The 22,602-nt window shown below is 64.0% G+C and carries 16 protein-coding genes; 11 read left to right on the plus strand and 5 right to left on the minus strand.

The features are described from left to right. Positions 1-349: 349 nt before the first annotated feature. Positions 350-3,196, minus strand: coding sequence for a leucine--tRNA ligase (gene leuS / locus ACFQ6H_RS16800; protein ID WP_378647374.1), 2,847 nt, complete (start codon positions 3,194-3,196; stop codon positions 350-352). A 101-nt stretch (positions 3,197-3,297) separates the two neighbouring features. On the opposite strand from leuS, the gene ACFQ6H_RS16805 reads away from it, so the two are divergent. Beyond that, positions 3,298-3,792, plus strand: a complete 495-nt coding sequence (locus tag ACFQ6H_RS16805) for an SdpI family protein (protein ID WP_378632977.1) — start codon at positions 3,298-3,300, stop codon at positions 3,790-3,792. Positions 3,793-3,797: 5 nt separating this feature from the next. Then, a complete protein-coding gene (locus ACFQ6H_RS16810; protein ID WP_378647376.1) occupies positions 3,798-4,757 on the plus strand; it encodes a DUF1648 domain-containing protein in 960 nt (319 codons plus the stop codon). Here ACFQ6H_RS16810 and ACFQ6H_RS16815 read toward each other — a convergent pair. Next, a complete protein-coding gene (locus ACFQ6H_RS16815) occupies positions 4,726-5,421 on the minus strand; it encodes a FadR/GntR family transcriptional regulator (RefSeq protein ID WP_378647378.1) in 696 nt (231 codons plus the stop codon). The two genes, ACFQ6H_RS16810 and ACFQ6H_RS16815, sit on opposite strands and share 32 nt — an antisense overlap. A 162-nt stretch (positions 5,422-5,583) precedes the next feature. Here ACFQ6H_RS16815 and ACFQ6H_RS16820 point away from each other — a divergent pair, with 162 nt between their 5' ends. Together ACFQ6H_RS16820 and ACFQ6H_RS16825 are read left to right on the plus strand one after the other, a co-directional pair. Continuing rightward, entirely contained in the window at positions 5,584-6,753 is a 1,170-nt protein-coding gene (locus ACFQ6H_RS16820) for an MFS transporter (RefSeq protein WP_378647380.1), read from the plus strand. Between the two features lie 4 nt (positions 6,754-6,757). Further along, positions 6,758-7,738 carry a bile acid:sodium symporter family protein gene (locus ACFQ6H_RS16825; protein WP_003942582.1) on the plus strand — a complete coding sequence of 327 codons (981 nt, stop codon included), beginning with the start codon at positions 6,758-6,760 and terminating at the stop codon, positions 7,736-7,738. Positions 7,739-8,004: 266 nt separating this feature from the next. Here the strand turns inward: ACFQ6H_RS16825 and ACFQ6H_RS16830 are convergent, their stop codons facing one another. Both ACFQ6H_RS16830 and ACFQ6H_RS16835 read right to left on the minus strand, forming a co-directional pair. Then, positions 8,005-8,610 carry a YqgE/AlgH family protein gene (locus ACFQ6H_RS16830; RefSeq protein WP_054831849.1) on the minus strand — a complete coding sequence of 202 codons (606 nt, stop codon included), beginning with the start codon at positions 8,608-8,610 and terminating at the stop codon, positions 8,005-8,007. 54 nt (positions 8,611-8,664) lie between these two features. Next, positions 8,665-9,360 carry a TetR/AcrR family transcriptional regulator gene (locus tag ACFQ6H_RS16835; protein ID WP_378647382.1) on the minus strand — a complete coding sequence of 232 codons (696 nt, stop codon included), beginning with the start codon at positions 9,358-9,360 and terminating at the stop codon, positions 8,665-8,667. A gap of 134 nt (positions 9,361-9,494) precedes the next feature. Here ACFQ6H_RS16835 and ACFQ6H_RS16840 point away from each other — a divergent pair, with 134 nt between their 5' ends. Genes ACFQ6H_RS16840 through ACFQ6H_RS16855 form a run of 4 tightly spaced genes read left to right on the plus strand, consistent with a single transcriptional unit; the run spans position 9,495 to position 14,066 of the window. Beyond that, complete coding sequence (locus tag ACFQ6H_RS16840; protein WP_378647384.1) at positions 9,495-10,436, plus strand: NAD-dependent epimerase/dehydratase family protein; 942 nt, start codon at positions 9,495-9,497, stop codon at positions 10,434-10,436. A gap of 54 nt (positions 10,437-10,490) precedes the next feature. Then, on the plus strand, positions 10,491-11,114 hold the full coding sequence (locus ACFQ6H_RS16845; protein ID WP_378647386.1) for a TetR/AcrR family transcriptional regulator: 624 nt from the start codon (positions 10,491-10,493) through the stop codon (positions 11,112-11,114). Beyond that, entirely contained in the window at positions 11,098-12,735 is a 1,638-nt protein-coding gene (locus ACFQ6H_RS16850) for an acyl-CoA dehydrogenase family protein (RefSeq protein ID WP_378647388.1), read from the plus strand. Before ACFQ6H_RS16845 ends, ACFQ6H_RS16850 begins: the two co-directional genes overlap by 17 nt. A gap of 23 nt (positions 12,736-12,758) precedes the next feature. Continuing rightward, the gene (locus tag ACFQ6H_RS16855) at positions 12,759-14,066 is read left to right on the plus strand and encodes an MFS transporter (RefSeq protein ID WP_378647390.1); all 1,308 of its coding nucleotides are present in this window, start codon (positions 12,759-12,761) and stop codon (positions 14,064-14,066) included. Here the strand turns inward: ACFQ6H_RS16855 and ACFQ6H_RS16860 are convergent. After that, positions 14,050-15,501: a CCA tRNA nucleotidyltransferase gene (locus ACFQ6H_RS16860; RefSeq protein WP_378539882.1), complete on the minus strand. Its 1,452-nt coding sequence runs from the start codon at positions 15,499-15,501 to the stop codon at positions 14,050-14,052. The two genes, ACFQ6H_RS16855 and ACFQ6H_RS16860, sit on opposite strands and share 17 nt — an antisense overlap. A 111-nt stretch (positions 15,502-15,612) precedes the next feature. Here ACFQ6H_RS16860 and ACFQ6H_RS16865 point away from each other — a divergent pair, with 111 nt between their 5' ends. Genes ACFQ6H_RS16865 through ACFQ6H_RS16875 form a run of 3 tightly spaced genes read left to right on the plus strand, consistent with a single transcriptional unit; the run spans position 15,613 to position 22,573 of the window. Next, a complete protein-coding gene (locus tag ACFQ6H_RS16865) occupies positions 15,613-16,200 on the plus strand; it encodes an NUDIX hydrolase (protein WP_378633022.1) in 588 nt (195 codons plus the stop codon). Next, complete coding sequence (locus ACFQ6H_RS16870; RefSeq protein WP_378647392.1) at positions 16,197-18,551, plus strand: DUF6049 family protein; 2,355 nt, start codon at positions 16,197-16,199, stop codon at positions 18,549-18,551. Before ACFQ6H_RS16865 ends, ACFQ6H_RS16870 begins: the two co-directional genes overlap by 4 nt. Further along, positions 18,548-22,573 carry a lipid II flippase MurJ gene (locus ACFQ6H_RS16875; RefSeq protein WP_378647394.1) on the plus strand — a complete coding sequence of 1,342 codons (4,026 nt, stop codon included), beginning with the start codon at positions 18,548-18,550 and terminating at the stop codon, positions 22,571-22,573. Before ACFQ6H_RS16870 ends, ACFQ6H_RS16875 begins: the two co-directional genes overlap by 4 nt. The last annotated feature ends 29 nt before the right edge of the window (positions 22,574-22,602 follow it).

Consider the following 22,602-nt stretch of genomic DNA (forward strand, 5'->3'; position numbering starts at 1 on the left):
GGAAGTGCAGTGGAACGACAGCTACCGATCTCGGTAACGTGTTACCTGCATCACAGCCCTCGCTTCGAACGCGCGCTACGGAATGTTCCGCGGAGCGGGACATTCAGGACAACGACTGATTGGCGTCACGAATTCGAACTCGACCATGGATTATGAGCAACGGCAACGATTTTCGGTTCGAACTTGAACGTGGAGCCATTCCTACCTTCGAAATACCGACCACCCAGTACTTGACGATCCCGCCTCTGAGGTTCTCCCTCGGTGTCAACGTCGGGAATCATCCCCAGATACGACTGTGCGCCGTTTCGGTAGCGGTAACTACCAAAACGGCGCACAGGGGCCGAAGGCCCTACAGAACTATGTTCACCATCTTGCTCGGCACAACGATCACCTTGCGCGGTGCGTTGCCCTCGAGCAGAGCGACGATCTTCTCGTCCGCCAGCGCGATCTCCTCGACAACCTTGCGATCGGCATCCGCCGGGACGCTGATGCGGCTACGGACCTTGCCGTTGACCTGGATCGGGTACTCGACGGTGTCTTCTACGAGCCACTTCTCCTCGACTGCCGGGAAGGGTCCGTGCGCAAGGGATTCCGTGTGCCCCAGACGCGACCACAGCTCTTCCGCGAGGTGCGGCGCCAGGGGAGCGAGCATCAGCACCAACGGTTCGACAGCAGCACGCGGCGCACCGCCCGGGAACGCCTTGGTGAGGTGGTTGTTGTACTCGATCAGCTTCGCAGCCGCCGTGTTGTCGCGCAGGGCCGTGTAATCCTCGATGACACCGGAAATCGCCTTGTTGAGCGCTCGCAGAGTCTCTTCACCGGGTGCTTCGTCGGTGACACGAGGCTTGCCGGTCTCCTCGTCGATGACGACGCGCCACACTCGCTGCAGGAATCGAGCAGCACCGACGACGTCCTTGGTCGCCCACGGACGCGAGGTGTCCAGCGGACCCATCGACATCTCGTACACACGCAGAGTGTCTGCACCGAACTCGGCGCAGATCTCGTCCGGCGCAACGGCATTCTTCAGGCTCTTGCCCATCTTGCCGTACTCGCGGTTGACCTCGGCGCCCTCGTAGAAGAACTTGCCGTCACGCTCGACGACCTCTTCTGCGGGCACGTAGACGCCGCGGGCGTTGGTGTACGCGAATGCCTGGATGTAGCCCTGGTTGTACAGGCGACGGTACGGCTCGCTCGAGGACACGTAGCCCAGGTCGAACAGAACCTTGTGCCAGAAGCGCGAGTACAGCAGGTGCAGCACCGCATGCTCGACGCCGCCGACGTAGAGGTCAACTCCACCGGGGTCGTTGGGGCCGTGCAGTTCCGGACGCGGGCCCGTCCAGTACGCCTCGTTCTGCGGGTCGCAGAAGGCGTCCTGGTTGGTGGGGTCGATGTAGCGCAGCTGGTACCACGAGCTACCTGCCCACTGCGGCATGACGTTGGTGTCGCGGTGGTAGGTCTGCAGACCATCGCCGAGATCGAGCTCGACGTTGACCCATTCGGTCGCCTTGTTCAGCGGGGGAGAGGGCTCGGAGTTGGCATCGTCCGGATCGAAGGACACGGGTGCGTAGTCCTCGACTTCCGGAAGCACCACGGGCAGAGCCGAATCCGGCAGAGCGTGCGCGTTGCCGTCCGCGTCGTAGACGATCGGGAAAGGCTCGCCCCAGTAACGCTGACGCGCGAAGAGCCAGTCGCGCAGCTTGTACTGGATGGTGCCCTTGCCCTGGCCGCTCTCCTCGAGGCGGCTGATGACGGTCGCCTTGGCCTCGGCCACGTCCAGACCGTCGAGGTAGTCGGAGTTCACCAGCGGGCCGTCACCGGAGTACGCAGCCTCCGAAACATCGCCACCGGCAATAACTTCGAGAATGTCCAGTCCGAATGCGTTCGCGAACTCCCAGTCACGGTGATCGTGTCCCGGAACTGCCATGATCGCGCCGGTGCCGTAGCCCGTCAGAACGTAGTCGGCGATGAAGATCGGAACCTTGTGTCCGTTGACCGGATTGACGGCGTAGGAACCGAGGAAGACGCCCGTCTTCTCCTTGTTTTCCTGGCGCTCCAGGTCGGTCTTGGCGGCAATCGACTTACGGTATGCAGCAACAGCTTCCGCCGGAGTCGTGGCACCGCCAGTCCAGCGTGCGTCGACACCTTCGGGCCACTCGTCCGCGACGAGCTTGTCCACCAAGTCGTGCTCAGGAGCCAGCGTCACGTAGGTGGCGCCGAACAGCGTGTCCGGACGGGTAGTGAACACATCGACGCCGTACTCGCCTGCGGCAAAGGTAACTTCGGCACCGTAGGAGCGTCCGATCCAGTTACGCTGCATGGCCTTGACCTTGTCCGGCCAATCCAGGTACTCGAGATCGTCGACCAGGCGATCGGAGTACGCGGTGATGCGCATCATCCACTGCTGGAGGTGCTTACGGAACACGGGGAAGTTTCCGCGGTCACTACGACCGTCGGCGGTGACTTCCTCGTTGGCCAGCACGGTGCCCAAACCGGGGCACCAGTTGACCATCGAATCCGACTGGTAGACAAGGCGGTACGAGTCCAGAACCTTGGCCTTCGCGGCCACGTCCAACGAAGCCCACTCGCGTCCGTCTTCCAGAGCGCGCTCACCGGAATCGAACTCGGCTTCCAACTCGGAGATACGACGCGCCTTGCCGGCTTCCTTGTCGTACCAAGCGCCATGGATCTGCAGGAAGATCCACTGCGTCCAGTGGTAGAAGTCGACATCCGTCGTCGCGAGGCTACGACGCTCGTCGTGGCCCAGACCCAGGCGTCGCAGCTGGCGCTTCATGTTGGCGATGTTGGACTCGGTGGTGGTCCGCGGGTGGGTACCCGTCTGCACCGCGTACTGCTCGGCCGGGAGCCCGAAGGCGTCGTAGCCGAGGGTGTGCAGAACATTGCGGCCCTGCATGCGATGGAAGCGCGCGAAGACGTCCGTAGCGATGTATCCGAGCGGGTGACCGACGTGCAGGCCCGAACCCGAGGGGTACGGGAACATGTCCTGAACGAAGAGCTTGTCGGCGGGAACACCGTCGGGCGAGGAGAGCGGACCGACCGGATTGGGCGCGTTGAACGTGCCGTCCTCACTCCAGCGGTCCTGCCAGTGCTGCTCGATCTGGCCGGCGAGCTCCGCGGTGTAGCGGTGCTGCGGAGTTGCGTCGGCTGGTGAATCGGGGGACTGCGGAGACTCGGTCACTGTGGTCGCTATCTACTTGGCTGACGGAAATACCGATAACCAGGGTAGAGCCTGTGCGACCCGGGCATACCATCAACTCCACTCGCGCCTATCCTGTATGGGTGATCGTTGTCGCTGTGGTGCTATTCGTGCTCGCTGTCGCCGTCGGTGGAGTTGCTGTCGCCGGACTGATCGGCAAACTCCCGCGCAACCGCTGGGCCGGTGTCCGCACCGAGGATTCCCTGCGGAGCGATGAGTCGTTCGCTCTCGCCAACAAGGTGGCCGGTCCGACAATGCTCGCGGCCGCCGGAATGTTGGTCATCGGCGGAGTCGCAGCACTGACCATCGGCGGAGTCTTCGGTGTCGCAGTCGCGATCATCGCCGTCGTCGTCGCCGTCCTCACTGCCGGTTTCGGTGGAGGCATCGGCGCGCGCGCAGCCGCCGCACTCCCGCAGCAGAGCGGATGCGGTAACGACTGCAACTGCGGCGGCCACTCCGAGCCTGCCGCAGACGAGCCGGTGGCAGAGACCCCCGATGCCAAGGCGAACGCTGCCGCTTGCGGTACCGCTTCCTGCGGTGCCTGCGCGCTCAAGGATGCTTGCCAGCCGGCTCATTGATTCACGTGAAACATCGCGTGATCGACCCGGCCGGGGTCGTATTCGGGCTAGTGGTTCCGCTGCTGTGTGCGGTCTTCGGCTTCGTCCTGACAAAGATTTGGGAGCCTCGCCTCCCGGAACAGATCGCAACTCACTGGACCACCACCTCGCCGGACGGCTTCTCCACCCCGTCGGCCAACGCATGGACGATTGCACTTCTGACCCTGCTTTTCGGTGGCGGTCTCAGCGCGATTGCCGCTCTTGCACCCGCGATGTTGATGATGCGTCGATTCATGTTGGTCGTCGGGCTGAGCGTGGTCGGGCTCATCACGAGCGTGAACTTCGCTTTGCTCTACAACCAACTCGATGTCGCCGATCCGTCCACGACGTCACTCCCACTGTGGTCTATCGGTGTCGGTTTTGGCGTGGGCGGGGTGCTGGGGTGGATCGGCGCCTCGTTCCTGCGTGACTACCGCGTCCGCACGGGTGCCGCAACCACACCCTCGGCTGGGTTGCCGCGAAGCAGCGGCCCTCTACCCATCTCCGACGACGTCGGATTCAGCGCCAAGGGGTCGGTGATCCTCACGGCGATCACTCTGTCGCCCGGAGTTGTCATGGCACTGGGGACACGGTCACTCTGGCCGCTGTTCATCTTCGGGGCACTCGGCCTACTCGTCGTCAGCCTGGTTCGCTTCCGGGTGATCGTCGACGACCGGGAGATCCGGGTGATCAACATGGGGATGGCTGCGATGACCTACGACATCGACGAAGTTGTCGGCGCCGACGTGGCGGAGATCAAACCGTTCGCGGACTTCGGCGGCTGGGGAGTCAAGACCAAGGGTCGTCGCAACTACGGCGTCGTCACCCGCACCGGACCCGCGGTTGTCATCACGTTCGCCGGTGGCGACCGACTCACGATCACGACGCCGAAGGCCGAAGACATCGCCGGGTCCCTCAATCGATTGGCCGACGCCCGCTCTCGGTAACCGCCGAGCCTGAACCGATCGCTTCCTGAGTCTTCTCGAGATACCCACATGCCGCCGCTCTGGCTTTCATGACATCGCGTTCGGCAATGGCTTCGGCGACTCCCTGATGATGCGAGGACGTCAGCGACGGCGGATGCACCCCTTCGGTCACCTCGTACGTGGCGCGGACGGTTTCGAGGATTCCGGCAAACAGATCTTTCAGCACGGGATTGTGGGCGGCATCGACGACGGCAATGTGAAACGCGAGATCGACGTCGACGAAGTTCTCGGCCGGGACGTCACGTCTGGCGGCCAGCTCACGAAGTATCCGGACGTCGTCGTCGCTGCGACGCTCGCACGCCAAGCGGACTGCTTCCATCTCGAGCGCACGACGCACTTCGAAGACGTATTTCATCTCGTCGACGGACGCGTGTTTGCCGAGCAGTCCGCCGATGTCGGTCCGAGCGCGCACGAAGGTCCCTGATCCTCGACGGATCTCCAGGACTCCCGTCGAGGTCAGTGTCTTGATCGCTTCGCGCACGGTGTTCCGGCCTACGCCCAGAACACTCATCAGCTCCGGCTCGGTCGGAACACGGTTGCCGACGGTCCAGGCGCCGTCGGAGATCTGCGCGCGCATCCAGTCGAGGGATTGCTCGTACGCGGACTCCTTGCGAACAACGGTCATCTACTCATCCTCACAGCATTCGCGGCGATCATTCCACTCACCTACGATACGTAGGACGACCCATGTATTTTCGAACTCTGTCCTGAGGAGGGGCTTCCCACGTCCGCCACTGCTGTCGCCACCGAAGAACGCACACGCCGCACCAATCGACACTTCTACGGCGTGGGCTACGTCCTCACCGTGATCCTCTTGGGCGCGAACATGCCCACCTCCGTCTACGGGCTGTACCGGACCGAGTTCGGATTCACGCCCACCATCCAGACGCTCATCTACGGCGTCTACGTCGCCGGCCTCGTTCCGGCGTTGCTGTTCTTCGGACCGCTGTCCGACGCCCTCGGCCGACGCACCGTGCTTCTGACTGCACTCGCACTGAGCGTCGTCGGCACGCTCGTTCTGGCATTCGCCGACGCGACGGTGTGGTTGTTCGTCGGCCGTGTCGCTCAGGGAATCGCGGTGGGCGCGGCGAGTGCCGCAGGCAGTGCCGCGCTGGTGGAGCAGGAACCGAAGTTCGATCACCGACGGGCCGCGCTCGTCTCGACGGTGACGGGCGCTTTGGGCGGTGCACTCGGACCACTCGTGTCCGGTGCGATCGCCCAGTATCTTCCGCAACCTCTGCGGTTGCCGTATCTGATCTTCCTCGTCGCGTTCATCCCGGCACTGATCGTGTTGCTGCTGCTGCCGCGGATCGGGGACGTCACACGCCCGAAGCGGTTCTTCCAGATGCCACATGTTCCCGCCGCCATCCGAGAGACGTTCTGGCTGAGCTCGCTCGCCGTCGCTCTGTCGTGGGGCGCAGTCGGGCTCTTCCAGTCGGTGGTCCCGTCATGGATGACCGACCTGCTGAACATCGACAACCTTCTCCTCGGCGGTGGGGCGGCTGCGCTGGTGATGATCTGTTCGGTGATCGCGCAACTCGGCGGAAGTCGCATGGACCCACGCACGTCCGTCACCGTCGGCCTGGGAATCCTCGCCCTCGGAATGATCGGGTTGCTCGTGGTCGACCTCGTCCCGAGCCTGGCACTGCTGAGCGGCATCACCGTCGTCGTCGGCACCGGACACGGTCTGGCCTTTGCCGGCGGCATGAAGCGCGTCAACGCCGCCGCCCGAACCCACGCCCGCGAGAGCCACGGCGGAGTTCTGGCCGCGTTCTTCACCGTCAGCTACGCGGGACTGGCGATCCCGTCGATCATCGCGGGTATCGCCATCACGATCCAGGGAATGCAGACGGCCATCATCGAGCTGTCGATCATCGGAACGCTGCTGTGCCTGGCCGTGATGGGCTTCAACCTTCGTGGGGCTCGAGAGCCCGCTGAAGCTCGCCGTTATCCTTAGCCAGGTGAAGTTTCTCAGTAGGTTCTACATCGACGGGTTCATCCTCGGCATCATCATCGCCGGCGTGCTCGGAAGTGTGTTCCCGGTATCGGGTACCGCGGAGAGCATTCTGAACTGGGCCACCAAGATCGCCATCGGCTTCTTGTTCCTGCTCTACGGCGCGCGACTCTCGCCGCAGGAAGCCTGGAAGGGCGTCAAGCACTGGCGACTGCACACCGTCGTCCTCGCCGCGACGTTCGTGCTGTTCCCACTGATCGGCCTAGCACTGCGATTCCTGTCGCCGACGCTGATCAGCGACGAGCTCTACACCGGCATCCTCTACATGTGCCTGGTTCCGTCGACGGTTCAGTCGTCGATCGCGTTCACCTCGATCGCCAAGGGGAATGTCGCGGGCGCGATCGTCAGTGCGTCGTTCTCCAACCTGATCGGCGTCTTCGTCACACCGCTGCTGGTGGTTCTGCTGATGAACACCACCGGCCAGGCGACGGTCGACTTCTCGTCGATCCTCGACATCGTCGTGCAGTTGCTGATCCCGTTCATCGTCGGTCAGCTGATCCGCCCGCTGGTGATCGGATGGCTGCAGAAGTACGCCGAACCCACCAAGTACGTCGATCGCGGATCGATCCTCCTCGTTGTCTTCGCCGCCTTCAGCGAAAGCATGAAGGAGGGGATCTGGAGCACCATCACGATCTGGCAGATCGTGATCCTCACAATCGTGTGCTGCCTGATTCTCGCGCTGGTTCTCGGCGTGACCACTCTCGCGGGGCGCAAGCTCGGGTTCGATCTTCCCGATCAGATCGTCATCATCTTCTGCGGCTCGAAGAAGTCCTTGGCAACGGGCCTACCGATGGCAGCTGTGCTGTTCGCGGGCCAGCCCGTCGGCCTGATCGTGTTGCCGCTGATGATCTTCCATCAGATCCAACTGATCGTCTGTGCTGCGATGGCGCAGCGCTTCGCGAATCGGGATCCGGTCAGCGTCAGCTAGCGAGCAACTCGTCTCGGGTCGAATCGACACAGCCACAACCACCCTGCAGTTGAGCACAATCGATGGACAACGCATGGCGGACCGATGCCAAGTCGACGCAGTTCACGCCGGTGCATTCGAGTGATCCGTCGGCATGTCGCAGTAGACAATCGTGGCAGTGATCGACATCCGAAACACAGTCTGCGCACTGGATCTGACGCTCAACGATCATTGCTGCCACCTCTCTCGAAAACGATGACACAGGAATATCATCGACCTCCGACAGGTCAGTTCCGTTCAACCTCGATGGGGTGGCTGGCCAGCATCGCTACGGGGAGCGGTTGGCGTCGTAGCACCCGCGCCCAGACGTCGACACGTGGCGGCGTCAGCACATCCGAGGGCAGTGAGCTGATCACCATCCAGTCCTCACGCTCGAGCTCCGAATCAAGCTGCCCCAGAGTCCAACCCGAGTAACCGGCAAAAATGCGGATCCCTTCGACCAGCGGTGCGATGACCGCTGGGTCCGAGTCAAGGTCCACCATGACAACTTTGCCGTCCACCCGCCGCAGGCCCGCGACGCCGTCGATCCGTGCACCGTTACGAGCGATCCCCAGGCACAACGCCGAGTCACGCTTGACGGGGCCACCGATGTACAGGGCCGAAGGATGCGCGGTCAGCGGCGACCACTGCGGCAGCACGTTCTGCACGGCCGTCTCACTCGGCCGATTGACGACGACGCCCAAACTCCCGGCGTCGTTGTGCTCGATCATGTAGATGACGGTGCGGCGAAATGCAGGTTCCGTGAGATCGGTCGACGACACCAACAAACTGCCCGGACGAACCTCCGGTTCTATCCAGGCCATTCGATCCTCGGGTTCTTCTGCGTGCGCCACAAAGATATCATCTCACCGACGACTGCATGCAGTGGAAAGCAGACACAGGCGTGTTCAGGTCAGACCCGCCACATCGGCAAGTAGTGCCAGATGCCGCTCGAAAATCTCACTCGCATCGGTGAACGTATCGCTTCCGTACTGCCCGAACACCTCGAAGTTCACCGAACCGAACAGCGATACCCAGACGAGAGTTGCGCGCACTGCGGCATCCGGCGGCAGGTCGGTGCCCAGTTCTTTCCGCACTCCCTCCAGGTCCGCTGCCAACGTGTCACTCAGGTCCGGGCCCTCTCGCACCGTGAGTGCACCCGCGCGATGGGCGGCGTCGATGATCCCGATCAGCCGGGTCACAACGAGGGTGCCAGGGCCGGTGGTCTGCTCGCCCGGAGCGTCGTAACCGGGGACTGGGCTGCCGAACAACAGACCGTAGCGGGCCGGTTCCCGGATCGCCCAGCTCCGGACAGCGCGCCCGAGAGCCATGAACTGCCCGCGGAAGTCTTCTGCTGCAACGGCATCCACGGCAGCGTCTACCTCCGCGCCCAGTTCCGTGTACCCGTCCACCACCAACAAGGTCAGCAGTTCGTCGCGACTGGCGACATAGCGGTACACCGCTGACGAAACGACTCCCAGATCACGTGCGACAGCCCGCAGGGACAAGGCTGCAGCGCCGACGGCAGCGAGATGCTCGCGCCCGATCCGGGTGATGTCCTGCAGCGTCTGTTCGCGCGCCCGCTCACGGGGAGTTCCAACCATGAGTCCATCTTGCCCCATTCCCGAGAGCAGTATCAACAAAAGAGAGCACTGCTCTTGACAGCACTGGAGCGCGGGTGCATTCTTGAAAACGAGAGCAGTGCTCTCAGTTCGCTCGAAACAAGAAGGAGCACACCATGTCGAACCTCGAAATCGTCACCGGAGCAGGACCCGTCGGATCCGCCGTCGCGCTACAGCTCGCCGAGCAGGGAATCAACGTCCGGCTCCTGACCAGGTCCGGCAGCGGGCCCGAGCACCCGCTGATCGACCGCCGACGCGTCGACGTCTCGGATTCCGAGGCCCTTCGCTCGGTCAGCGAGGGCGCCACGGCGATCTACCACTGCATCCACGCCGCCTACAACGCAGCCGATTGGGAGAGGGAACTCCCGGCGGCCGAGAAGGTTGTGCTCGACGCGGCCGCATCCATCGGTGCCGTCGTGGTCTTCCCCGAAAGCCTCTACGCCTACAACTCCGACACCCTGATGACCGAATCCGACCCGCGCAACGCCACTGGCGGCAAGCGCGGAGTGCGCACCGCACTGCTGCGTGCTCGCGAGGCCTCGGCAACACCCACCGTCAGCGTCGTGGCCTCGGACTTCTTCGGTCCTCGTGTCCGGACCGCTCACGCCGGCGAGCGCATGGTTCCGAAGGTCATGGCAGGTAAGAAGATTCGAGTCATCGGTTCCGCAGATCAGCCACACTCCTTCACCTACATTCCCGATCTCGCAGCAGCGATGATCGCGGCGGCACACAACCCCGAACTCTGGAACTCCGTCCTCCACGCGCCCACCGGCCCCGCGCTCACCCAACGCAAGATCGCCGAGGCCTTCGCCCGCGCCGCCGGGGCGTCCCCCGCCAAGGTGGGCGTCCTGCCCGCCTGGGTGCTCGACGCCGTCGGCAAGATCAACACCGACAGCCGTGAACTCGCGGAGATGAACTACCAGTTCACCAAGCCGTTCGTCATGGATTCGAGCGCCAGCGAAGTGCTGCTCGGACTCTCGCCTACGCCGCTCGATCGGGCCGCCGAAGAGACCGTAGCGTGGTGGCGCGCGGAACAGGCTCGCACCGCTGCTGCCTGAACCTGCAGGTGGGGGCTCTTGACGCAAGAACGGAACGGGTGTTCACTTCTTCACATGGCCTATCGCCGCACTCCGGCAGTACAGGAAAGACTGGACGCCCAACGCGCCCGACTGCTCGAGGCCGCCACGACGGCAGTGGCAACCCACGGTTATGCGGGATGTTCCATCGCCGCGGTGGCCAAGAACGCCGGCGTCGGCACCGGGACGCTGTATCGACATTTCGACGGCAAGGGCGAATTGTTCGCCGAAGTGTTCCAATCAGTCTGCAGCCGTGAGGTATCCGCGGCCCGGGACGCCGGAGACAGCGCCCGAAGCCTGGCAGGCAATCATTGCTCCGCGGTATCGGCGTCGGTTCGGATCTTCGCCGAACGTGCCATGCGTGCACCGGTTCTCGCCTATGCACTGCTGGTGGAACCGGTAGATCCTCTCGTCGACGAACAGCGGTTGATGTTTCGCGAATCGTTCCGCGATTGCCTGGCCACCGCAATCCGCTCGGCAGCCGAATCCGGTGAGATACCGCCACAGGACGCCACTCTGACGGCAGCGTGCATCGTCGGGGCAATCGGTGAGGCCCTGGTCCTTCCACTGCGCGGCGGCACCACCGATCCCGCTGCGATCGACGCCATTCTCGCCTTCACCCTTCGATCGTTAGGGAGCTTCGATGACACCCACGCATGAAGTCACCAATCAGGTTCCGCCCCTGATCGATTACGACGCAGCCGAATACGCGCCGCTTCTCGAGGCACTACACCGCGAAGGAGCATCGGACGCACTCGAGGAGGTTCATCGCGTCGGGATCCGCGCCGGCAGTGCTCAGGCCCAGGAGTGGGGCGATCTGGCCGAGGAGCACCCACCTGTCCTGAGAACCCACGACCGCTACGGCAACCGTATCGACGAGGTCCGTTACAACCCCGCCTATCACCAACTCATGAGCACCGCAGTGGAATTGGGACTGCACGGCGCTCCATGGGTTGACCCGAATCCACACGCACACCTCGTCCGCGCCGCGAAGATGACCGTGTGGGGTCAAACCGACGCCGGTCACGGCTGTCCCATCTCCATGACGTACGCCGTGATCCCCGCGCTGCGACACAACGCGGATCTGGCCGCGCAGTACGAACCCCTCCTGACCACGCGGCACTACGATCCGGCGCTGAAAGCTCCCCTCACCAAACCCGGATTGATCGCCGGTATGTCGATGACGGAAAAACAGGGCGGTTCGGATGTTCGTGCCGGAACCACAAGGGCAGTGCCACAATCCGACGGAAGCTACCTGCTGACGGGCCACAAGTGGTTCACCTCCGCGCCGATGTCGGACGTGTTCCTCGTCCTCGCCCAGGCACCGGGTGGTCTGTCGTGCTTCTTCCTGCCTCGGGTCCTGCCGGACGGCTCGCTCAACAACATGTATCTGCAGCGTCTGAAGGACAAGTTGGGCAATCATTCCAACGCGAGTAGTGAGGTCGAGTACCGCGACGCTCTCGCGTGGATGGTCGGCGAAGAAGGCCGGGGCGTGCGCACCATCATCGAGATGGTCAACATGACCCGGTTGGACTGCACGATCGGCACGGCCACCGGCATGCGCGTCGGCACCATGCAGGCAGTTCACCACGCGACGCATCGAAGTGCTTTCGGCGCCAACCTGATCGACCAACCCTTGATGCGAAACGTTCTGGCAGATCTGGCGGTGGAATCGGAAGCGTCGACCACCGTCGCGATGTGGCTGGCCGCTCTGACCGACCGCGCAACGGCAGGCGATACCCACGCCACCGCACTGCGACGCATTTCGTTGGCCGTGAGCAAGTACTTCGTCTGCAAGCGCGGACCGATCCACGCCGCCGAAGCTCTCGAGTGTCTGGGCGGAAACGGATACGTCGAGGAATCCCGGATGCCGCGCCTCTATCGCGAGGCTCCGCTGCTCTCGGTGTGGGAAGGGTCCGGCAACGTCGCGGCGCTCGACACACTGCGGGCAATGGCGAAGCAACCCGAAACGCTGCAGGTGTTCTTCGACGAACTGAAACAAGCAAGTGGAGTGGACAGTCACTTCGATCAGGCAGTGCGGGACATCGAGGCGGCATTCGGCGATTTCGACGACATCGAATACCGGGCGCGAAAGATCGTCGGTGACATGGCACTCGCGCTGCAAGCCTCGCTGCTGCTCCGTTACGGGCACCCTGCGGTGGCCGACGCGTTCTGCGCGAGTCGGCTCGGAAGTAGCTGGGGGAGCGTATTCGGAACGCTGCCGAGGGGCGTCGACGTCGCGCCGATCCTCGAGCGGGCCACCGTCAAGATCGGCGCCTGACCCACCCATTACAGTGACCGCTTATGAACCGAGCCTCGAACCGCCGCGAGGCCTGGCAGCGCGTACTGCACACCCTGCGTGAATCACCCGGCCTCGGAAGGCTGGCGCTCGTCCGCTTTTCCAGCCAGTTCGGCGACGGAATGTTCCAGGCCGCGCTCGGTGGCGCAATTCTCTTCAACCCGGAACGCGAAACCGATCCGGTGGCGATAGCGGCCGGCTTTGCCGTACTGCTCCTTCCCTATTCGGTGATCGGGCCCTTCGCCGGAGCTCTGCTGGATCGCTGGGACCGCCGACTGGTGCTCCTGTGGGCGAGCGTGCTCCGCGGGCTCTTCATCCTGACCACCGCGGTGCTGCTGGTCGCCGGTGGTGGCGACACACTTTTGTTGACGTGCGCACTGGCTGCCATCGGAGTAAGCCGTTTTGTCGGGGCAGGCGTATCTGCAGCCCTACCGAAGGTCGTCCGACAATCGTGGTTGGTGGCCACCAATTCCGTTCTCACAACGGCTGGTTCGGTGGTGGCCGCCCTAGGCGCTTCGGCAGCGGTGGCGATCATCGGTGTGATCGGCGCGGGCGATCGAGCGTCGGGCGCAGCCGTGGCCGTCGCAGCACTGGGATCGGTGATCGCTGCCCTCGCCGCGGCCAGGTTCACCGCGCGCTCACTTGGTCCAGTGGCCGACGAAGTGGTCCGTGCCAGCGCCGTTCGTTCGGTGACAGCCGGACTGCGAACCGGTGCAACCGCTGTCTGGGAGGCGCCCGGCGTCACCACGGCAATGATCGGAATCGGAGCGCACCGCATCTGCTTCGGCATCAACACCCTCATCATGGTGCTGGTCCTACGCGACACCTCGAACGGCTCCCAATTGCCTGGAGGGATGGCCGGATTCGGCGTCGCCGTCGGCGCCACGGCAATCGGAATGTTGATCGCGGCATTGATCACACCGTTCCTGATCCCGCGGATCGGCCGCTCACGGACGATCACCTACGCCCTGGTGTGCGCGGTTCTCGTCCAGCTCGTCTTCGTGACCACCCTGACTCAGGGATCGCTGCTGATCGCTGCGTTCCTGCTCGGCATCGCCGGGCAGTCCGTGAAACTCAGCGGCGACGCGGCCATGCAGATCGACATCGACGACGACCGTCGGGGCCAGGTATTCGCCTTGCAGGACACCGTGTTCAACGTCGCGTTCATCGGTGCTATCGCGGCAGCGTCGACAGTGATCGCACCCGACGGCAAGAGCGGCGGCCTGGCCATTGCCGGTGCGGGCGTCTATGCCGCCGGCTTGTCAGCGGTGCTGATCAACCGCAAGAAACGAGAAACTACCCCTGCTGGGTAGCCCACCACTTCAGCAGTTCGGCTTCGGCCTCGTCACGATCGAGCGGGCCGCGATCCAGACGCAGTTCCTTGAGGAACGTCCATGCCTTGCCCACCTGCGGGCCCGCCGGGATGTTCAGCAGTTCCATGATGGCGTTACCGTCGAGGTCCGGACGCACCCGAGCAAGGTCTTCCTGCTCCGCGATGCGCGCGATCCGCTCTTCGATGTCGTCGTACGTGGCCTGCAACTGCGAAGCGCGGCGCTTGTTACGCGTGGTGCAGTCGGCCCGGACGAGCTTGTGCAGCCGGGGGAGCAGCTCGCCCGCGTCGGTGACGTACCGCCGCACGGCCGAGTCGGTCCACTGCCCCTTGCCGTAGCCGTGAAAACGCAAGTGCAGGAACACGAGCTGAGAAACATCGTCGACCATCTGCTTCGAGAACTTCAAGGCACGCATGCGCTTGCGCACCAGCTTGGCACCGACCACCTCGTGGTGGTGGAAGCTGACGCCACCGCCTGGCTCGTTGCGCTTGGTATCCGGCTTTCCGATGTCGTGAAGCAGTGCGGCCCAACGCAATACGAGGTCCGGATCGCCTTCTTCGAGATCGATCGCCTGCTGGAGCACCGTGAGGGAGTGCTGGTAGACGTCCTTGTGCTGGTGATGCTCGTCGATCTCGAGCTTCATCTGCGGAACCTCGGGCAGCACGTACGCGGCCAGCCCGGAGTCGACCATCATGTTGATGCCGTCCACCGGGTACATGCCCAGCATCAGTTTGTTCAGTTCCACCTGCACGCGCTCGGCGGTGATTCGCTCGATCTGCGACGCCATCTCCTTGATGGCCTCGAAAACGCGATTGTTCAACGTGAAACCAAGCTGCGAGACGAACCGGGCTGCGCGCAGCATCCGCAACGGATCGTCGTTGAACGAGTTTTCCGGCGCCGACGGCGTATCGAGTTCCCCGGCCAGCAGAGCGTCCATGCCGTTCAGCGGATCGACAAACGTGTAGGAACCGTCCGCGCCGATCTTCATCGCCATCGCGTTGACGGTGAAATCGCGGCGCACCAGATCGTCGGCCAACGTCGTGCCGTACTCGACTATCGGGTTACGCGAGACACGGTCGTACGCGTCGGCCCGGAAGGTCGTGATCTCGATCTCCTGGCCGTGCTTGATGGCGCTGATGGTCCCGAACTCGATGCCGGTGTCCCACTGCTTGTCCACCCAGCCCTTGAGCAGAGCCTGCACCTTCTCCGGCCTGGCGTCCGTCGTGAAGTCCAGATCGCCACTGAAGCGGCCGAGAATTGCGTCGCGAACACTGCCACCCACCAGGAACAGCTCGTGACCGGCCGCAGCAAAACGCTCACCGAGCGGGTTCAACACGTCGGACAACGTGCCGAGCGTTGCAGTGGCGTCGGCAAGCAGTCGTAGGCGGCGATCAGCGTCGGAGGTAGGGACAGTCACGTGAAAGGAGCTTACTTAAGGTGCGCAAATAGCAGAACGCGCATACGAACGCGATAGACCGCTTTGCGCGGGTTACCGGGCAACGCTGCAAGGCCAACTAGTATCGATGAGGTGTCTGGTGCCGAACGAACAAACAGGAGTCGCCGCAACCCGCGGCGTCGACCTGCCGTCGGCAACCCCGATAAACCTCTGATGCGAACCGTCCGTGAAACTTCTGCGGGCGGCTTGGTCGTCGACGGCTGGGGCGGACCTCCCGAACGCCTCTGCGCTGCACTGATCGGCCGAACCGACCGGCGCGGACGCCTGCTCTGGTCGCTACCCAAGGGCCATATCGAACAAGGTGAGACCGCCGAGCAGACCGCGATGCGTGAGGTCGAAGAAGAAACCGGTATCCAAGGAACCGTCCTGGCACCGCTGGGCAGCATCGACTACTGGTTCGTGACCGAAGGTCGACGCGTCCACAAGACCGTGCACCACTACCTCCTCCGCTTTCTCGGCGGTGAACTCTCCGACGAGGACATCGAGGTCACCGAAGTCGCCTGGGTGCCGCTGACGGAACTGCACTCGCGACTCGCTTACGCCGACGAGCGCAAACTCGCAGAACTCGCGTCCCAGATGATCGCCGAGATGCCGAGACCTGAAATGCAGCGACCTGAGATTCTGCGAACACAGCACCCGAAGGAACCGGACGCCGGATGAGAATGGCTCTGCGGCGGGCCGGTGTGGCCGCTCTGGTGATGGCCGCTGTCGGTTTCGGGCCTGCAACGACGGCCGTCGCAGGTGCAGCGCCGTCCAGCCAGCCCAGTGAGCGCGCCCCGGCGCGAAACACCAACGATGCCAAATTTCTGCAACTGACCATCGACTCCACCGCACCGACCACGGTGACGACCACCAGCGACCGCATCGTCGTGGTCAAGGGCACGGTGAAGAACGTCGGTGACCGTCCCGTCGAGGACGTCGGAGTGAGGCTGCAACGCGCTCCCGCGATCGACTCCAGTTCGGACGTGCGCGCAGCACTCGACTTCGACCAGGCTGTTTTCGACACGGTCGGCGAATTCGACACCGTCGCCACCACCCTCGACACCGGCCAGTCCAAGCAGTTCACGCTCACCCTGCCGCTCCGGAGTACAACTGGGTTGTCCCTCGACATCACCGAACCCGGCGTCTACCCGATGCTCGTCAACGTGAACGGGACCCCGGAGTACGGCGGTGCCGCCCGACTCGACGACGCACGCTTCCTGCTCCCCGTCCTCGGTGTGCCGGCCGCAGCCGAATCGAACGCCACAGCCGGAACCCCCAGTTCGTCGGCTACGGCCGTCGTTCCCCCCGACACGTCCGCCCCGATCGGCGTCACGCTGATGTGGCCGCTGGCCGACGCTCCCCGACTCGTCGGCGGAATCCCGGGCGCGGTCAACGAGCCCGTACGCCTGATCGACGACGAACTTGCCACCGAACTTTCCGACGGCGGACGTCTGGACGCGTTGGTCGATGCGGTGGAGAACGCCACCAAACCCGAAAGCGATACCGATCGCCGCGTCACGGATGCGCTCTGCCTGGCAATCGACCCCGACCTTCTGATCACCGTCGAGAACATGACTCGCGGGTACCTCGTCGCCGACAACTCGTCCGACCCCACCGGGCCGTCGCACGAAGGCCGCGGCAGCGACGCCGCCAACCAGTGGCTCGGCCGGGTGAAGACGCTCGCCTCGACGATGTGCACGACGGCGGTTCCCTTCGCGCAGGCCGATCTCGCCGCGGTCACCTCGGTGGCCAATCCGGAGTTGACGGCTACCGCGCTCGCACGCCCGGCGGACATCGTCGACAACATCCTCGGCGTGACCTCACTGCGAGATTTCGTCTGGCCCGATTCAGGTGTCCTCGACTCGGCCACCGCAGAGGCACTGAGCGTGAATCCCACCACAGCGATGGTGGCTGACACCTCCGTCGACTCCGCAGCCCCGCAGCTGTCGTCGCGGATAACCGGCTCACTCGACGCGCTTGCCTTCGACACCTCGGCAGCCGCAGCCTTGGCCGCCACCGGCTCGGAGCCGCAGGTCCCGTCGTACATCCCCGACGACACCGCGCCGACCATCGACATCGAATCGCGCAGCGCCCGGCGTCAGGACGCGCTGGGAGCGATGGCCTGGGCCGCGCTGACGCCGACGTCGCTGCCGCGCAATCAGATCTTCGCGCCGCCGCAACTGTGGACCGCCGACAGCAACGACGCCACCGCGGTGCTCTCGATGCTCGCGACCCTCATCCGCTCCGGGCTCGCCTCACCTCAGGCCCTGCCGGCGCTGCTCGGCAGACAACCGGGCGCGACGGACGCCGCAACGCTCGACTACCCGGATCGGGCTACCCAGGACGGTCCGCAGACGTCCGTCGTCGAGACCGCAACCACCCAACTTCCGCGTATCGACGGGCTCGAAGCTTCGCTCGTGGACGATCCGGCGGCTTCGCTCACCCCCCGTGGATTCACAGCGCCGCTCCGCGAAGATCTGCTTCGCTCGATGACCTTGGCCGATCGCCGCAACGTCGACTCCGCGTCGGTCAATCGGGCGGAGCGCGCTGCGACCATCCGCGCCGACAACGTCACCGAAGCCGTCGACGGGATGTACCGGGCCGTCAGTGTCGTGTCGCCGGGCGGCGTCTACACACTCGCGTCGGGGCAGAGTCCGCTCCTGCTGGTGGCGCGCAACGAGCTGCCCATCGCCATCAACGTCGACCTGCGTGTGGAGGCCCCACCCGAGATGCAGATCAGTGACATCGGTCCCAAACAGCTGCCGCCGCGAGGTAGCCGACAGTTGACTGTGCCCGCGGAAATGAACGATTCTCGCAAGCTGGAAGTCAACTTCTCGCTGACCACGACAGATGGCCGCCAATTGGGTACGCCGACCAGCGTGACCGTACGGTCGAATGCGTACGGTCGTCCCCTGGCCGCCGTGACGGCGACAGCGGGAGGGTTGCTGCTGTTCCTGGCAGGGCGACGGCTGTGGCATCGATTCAAGGGTCAGCCGGACCCAGCAGATGAAGGGTACGAACGCTCATGACCGGGAATCCACCCGAGGAGGGTCGCCGCTCGGCGATCACCCGCAAGAGTGCAACGACCCGTTCGCATCCTCGGATGCCACCGTGGGAGCGCGGCTACCCGATTCAGCCGGTCAACCCGGACGCACGTTTCGACGACGCACCCACCATGACCATCCCGGTGATCCGCGACTACCCCCGGTACCGCGAAGCCGAGATGGAATTCGCCGATCGGCAGACGACCAAGTCGGACGAGTTCGACACCGACGCCCATGTTCAGGTCGGGGAACGCAAGGAGACCAACTCTCGACTACTCGCGGCAACTGGTTCCATCGCGATTGCGACGCTGACGAGCCGCATCACTGGGTTCGCCAAGCAGTTGATGATCCTGATGGTCCTCGGTCCGGCCATCGCCAGTTCGTTCACCGTCGCCAGCCAGATCCCGAACATGATCGCGGAACTGGTTCTGGGCGCCGTGCTGACCGCGATCGTCGTTCCCGTGCTGGTTCGCGCCGAACGGGAGGACACCGATCACGGCGAAGCGTTTGTCCGACGCCTTTTCACCGCGTCGCTCGTCCTACTCGGCATGGCCGCGCTCCTCGCGACCCTGGCAGCACCCGTACTCACCAAATACGTCTTCCTGTCCGAAGACGGCAAGGTCAGCACCGACCTGACCACGGCGTTGTCGTATCTGCTTCTGCCGGCAATCCTGTTCTACGGGCTGTCGGCACTGTTCACAGCGTTTCTGAACACCAGGCAGATCTTCAAGCCCGGAGCCTGGGCGCCTGTACTCAACAATGTCGTCGTCCTCGTGGTGCTCGTGGTCTATCGCCTGACTCCGGGTGAGATCTCGCTGAACCCGGTCTCTATGGGCGATGCAAAACTGCTCACGCTCGGTATCGGCATCACCATCGGCGTCATCGTGCAGGCCGCCAGCCTGATCCCCGCGCTTCGCCGCGAGAAGATCTCACTCAAGCCGCTGTGGGGTCTCGACGATCGCCTGCGCCAGTTCGGCGGTATGGCCGTCGCCATCGTCTTGTACGTCCTGGTCAGCCAGATGGGCATGATCTTCGCGACCAAGATTTCCTCACATGCCGACGAAGCAGGCCCCGCCATCTACAGCCAGGCCTGGTTGCTCCTGCAGCTCCCGTACGGCGTGCTCGGAGTGACGGTTCTGACGGCGATCATGCCGCGCCTGAGCCGCAACGCAGCAGCCGACGACACCCCGGCCGTCGTGGACGATCTGTCGGTCGCGACGCGTCTGACCATGATCACGCTGGTTCCGATCATCATGTTCCTGACCTTCATGGGTCCGCAGGTCGGTGAAGCGCTCTACGGTTACGGCCGCTTCGGACCCGAACAGGCCGAACGTCTCGGCACCGCCGTGAGCTGGTCGGCATTCACGTTGATTCCGTATGCGCTCGTCCTGATCCAACTTCGAGTGTTCTACGCCCGCGAACAGGCCTGGACGCCGACGTGGATCGTTCTCGGCATCACTGCAGTGAAGATCGCTTTCTCGGCACTGGCTCCGGTCTTCGCCTCCAACAGCGATCAGGTCGTGATCCTGCTCGGTGCGGCCAACGGCCTCGGCTACATCACCGGCGCCGTCATCGGCGGATACCTCCTGCATCGCAGCCTCGGAAACCTGCAGATGTCCAACGTGGGCAAGACGGTCTGGTCCGTAGTACTCGCCTCGCTGGCCGGTTCGCTGACCATGCTCGCGGTCGACCGGGTCCTCGGATTCGATCAACTCACCGAGCGTTTCGGCGGACCTGGCTCGATGGTTCGCGTCGCCGTCGGCGGCATTCTGATGCTCGCGATCACCTTCACGATTCTCTACTTCAAGAAGGTTCCGGAAGTTCTGTCGGTAACGGTTGCGGTCTCCCGCAAGATTCGTTCACTGACAGGTCGCGCCGAACCGGACACACGTAACAACACCGACGACGACGTCACCGAGCTGATTCCTGCAATCAGAACGGGATCAAACGAGCAAGAACGACCGGGTGCGCTCCCGTACCCTGGTCATGGGCGTACAGGATCGCAACCCGCGCGTATTCGGGGACGGGCTATCGATGGAGAAGGAGCGAGGGTGAGCGACGACAACGTTTCCGGCAACAAGAGTGCCGGGACTTCTGCCGTGAAAGCGTCCGAACAGAAGTCAACGGCATCGTCGGGCACACCTGCATCCACGAGTTCCTCCGCACCTGCCGGACAGAAGCCACAGCAGGGTCAGAAGCCACAGCAGCCTGCCCAGCGGCCGGTCCAGAAGCCACAGCAGCCGGTGCAGAAGGCCGCTCCGCCGGTGCCTCCGGTCAGTGTGTCCAAGACACCTTCGGCGCCCGTGTCGAAGGCACCTTCAGCACCTGTGTCGAAGGCACCTTCAGCACCTGTGTCGAAGACACCCGCACCGAAGACGCCTGCTCCGGACAAGAAGGCACCCGAATCTCCGAAGACGGCTGCCGCTCAGACACCACCGCCCGCTGCGCCTCGTACATCTGCCGCCGGATCCGCATCACGACCGGCACAGCGACCGATGCCCCGTGGACCCAAGCTCATCCCTGGCGCATCTGTCGCCGGCGGACGCTACCGTCTGCTTGCCCCGCACGGCGGAACCCGCGGGCTGCAGTTCTGGGAAGCTCTCGACGTCAAGCTCGACCGTGAAGTAGCCCTGACGTTCGTCGACGCCGATCAGCGCGGCGACGACGACAGCCAGTCCGGACCGCAGGCAGTTCTCTCCCGCACTCTGCGCCTGGGACGAATCAACTCGCCTGGTCTGGCTCGCGTCCTCGACGTCGTCCGCGGAAGCTCGGGCGGCATCGTCGTCGCCGAATGGACTCCCGGCCGCTCGCTGCGTGAAATGGCCGAGACGACGCCGTCGCCGATCGGTGCAGCGCGCGCCATCCGCGCCCTCGCGGCCGCTGCCGAGGCCGCTCACCGCACCGGTGGTGCGCTGTCCATCGATCACCCTGACCGCGTTCGCATCAGCATCAACGGTGACGCCGTACTGGCGTTCCCGGCGACGCTTGCCGACGCCGATTCCACCAGCGACGTCCGCGGCCTCGGCGCCATGCTGTACTCGCTCATCACGGCGCGCTGGCCGCTCGCCGAACCGTCCGCCGGTCCCGTCGGTGGTCTGCTTCCCGCCGGCCGCGGCGCCGACGGCAACATCGTCGAACCTCGGGTCGTCCGTCCGGAGGTTCCGTTCGACATCTCGGCCGTCGCGGTTCGAGCTTTGCAGTCGGAGAGTGGAATCCGCACAGCTGCCACCGTGCAGCACATCCTCGATCAGGCGTCCGTCGTCAACGACAAGACGGAAATGATTCCGGCACTTCGTCTCGGCCACCGCGAACAGGGAGCGTCGGGTCATGCACTGAACGACCCCGAAGCCATCGAGGCCGAGAAGAAGAAGTCGACGCGGATGCTCGCGGCACTGACGGCGCTCGGCGTCTTCACCGTGATCGTCTTGATTCTCCTTGTGGTGTGGGTTGCGAGCTTCCTCTCGGGCGGCAGTAACGACACCCCGCTCAGCGAGCAGAGTTTCGGGTTGACCACCGAAGCCACTGCGCCCGATAACAATTCACCTGCGCCCGCACCGGCGGCAGCAACGGTGCCGGTAGCTGCCTCGGCCGTAACGGTGTTCTCACCCCAGGGCACGCCGGACCAGCCGGCAACGGCGAAGAACGCCATCGACGGCAATCCAGCCACCGCATGGTCGTCGGACTCGTACTTCCAGCCCTTCCCGTCACTGAAGAACGGCGTCGGCCTGATGGTGACGCTCGCCGATGCGGCAAACCTGAAGAACATTGCGATCACGTCTGATTCGCCCGGAACCGTCGTTGAAATCCGTTCTGCCCCTTCTGCGAATACTTCGTTGGATCAGACCAAGGAAATCGGATCCGGTGTACTGAAGAACGGTGTGACCGACATTCCGCTCTCGTCGGACGGCTCGGGTCAGTATGTCCTGGTTTGGATTACGCAGCTCAGCACCGAATCCGGACAAAACCAGACATCCATCTCGGAGATTGCATTCACTGCTGCAAAGTGATCGCCCTTGGCCCTTCTGAAACCTACCGA

The organism is Rhodococcus sp. NPDC056506 (assembly GCF_042794945.1).
Lineage (GTDB): Bacteria > Actinomycetota > Actinomycetes > Mycobacteriales > Mycobacteriaceae > Rhodococcus_F.